The 613-nt window shown below is 47.6% G+C and carries 1 protein-coding gene; it reads right to left on the bottom strand.

The annotated features are described in order from the left end of the window. Nucleotides 1-43: 43 nt before the first annotated feature. A partial coding sequence (locus ACSZO1_RS22670; RefSeq protein WP_437616659.1) for an enolase C-terminal domain-like protein occupies nt 44-613 on the bottom strand: 570 nt, incomplete at its 5' end.

Here is a 613-nt window from a genome sequence, read left to right as displayed (position 1 = left end):
TCCGGCAGCCTTCAGTGGTCTTTGCAGAGTTAAGACAGGCGGCTTAGCGTTGCACTTCGAACTTGAATCCGCCCTTCTGGAAAGCGGATAAATAGTCTTTATTCAGTTCCACACCGAGACCGGGTTGCAGGTCGCGGACCTCAAAGTGGCCATTGCGTGCTGTCGGCTCCAGCGCCTGCTGGACGATGTTGTAGCGTTCATCCTGCCAGTAAGGGAACCACTCCTGAATCTGTACATTCGTGGTGCAAATATCAAACTGGATGCAGGCTGCGGTCAGAATTGGCCCCGATGCATTATGTGGCTGGACATTAATCTGGTGTGTTTCAGCAAAGGCAGCGATTTTTTTCATTTCTGTAAATCCGCCCGCCAGCCCCATATCCGGCTGAATCAATTCAAAAACACGATTTTCAATAAACGGTGCAAAGTCGTAACGGGTATATAAACGTTCACCCCCGGCAAGTGGAATATTAACTTTATCTTTGACTTCAATGCTGGAATTCATCAGCAATGTGTCAGTAGGTTCTTCATAAAAATAGGGCGCGAATTCAGATAATAAGTGCAACGCTCGGACATGATTGTGGAGAGTGTAGGAGGAAGGGTTAACTACCGATAA

The organism is Erwinia sp. V71, from assembly GCF_965644245.1.
GTDB lineage: Bacteria > Pseudomonadota > Gammaproteobacteria > Enterobacterales > Enterobacteriaceae > Erwinia.
The sequence above is the reverse complement of the archived record's forward strand: the minus strand, read 5'-3'. Positions and strand labels throughout refer to the sequence as shown.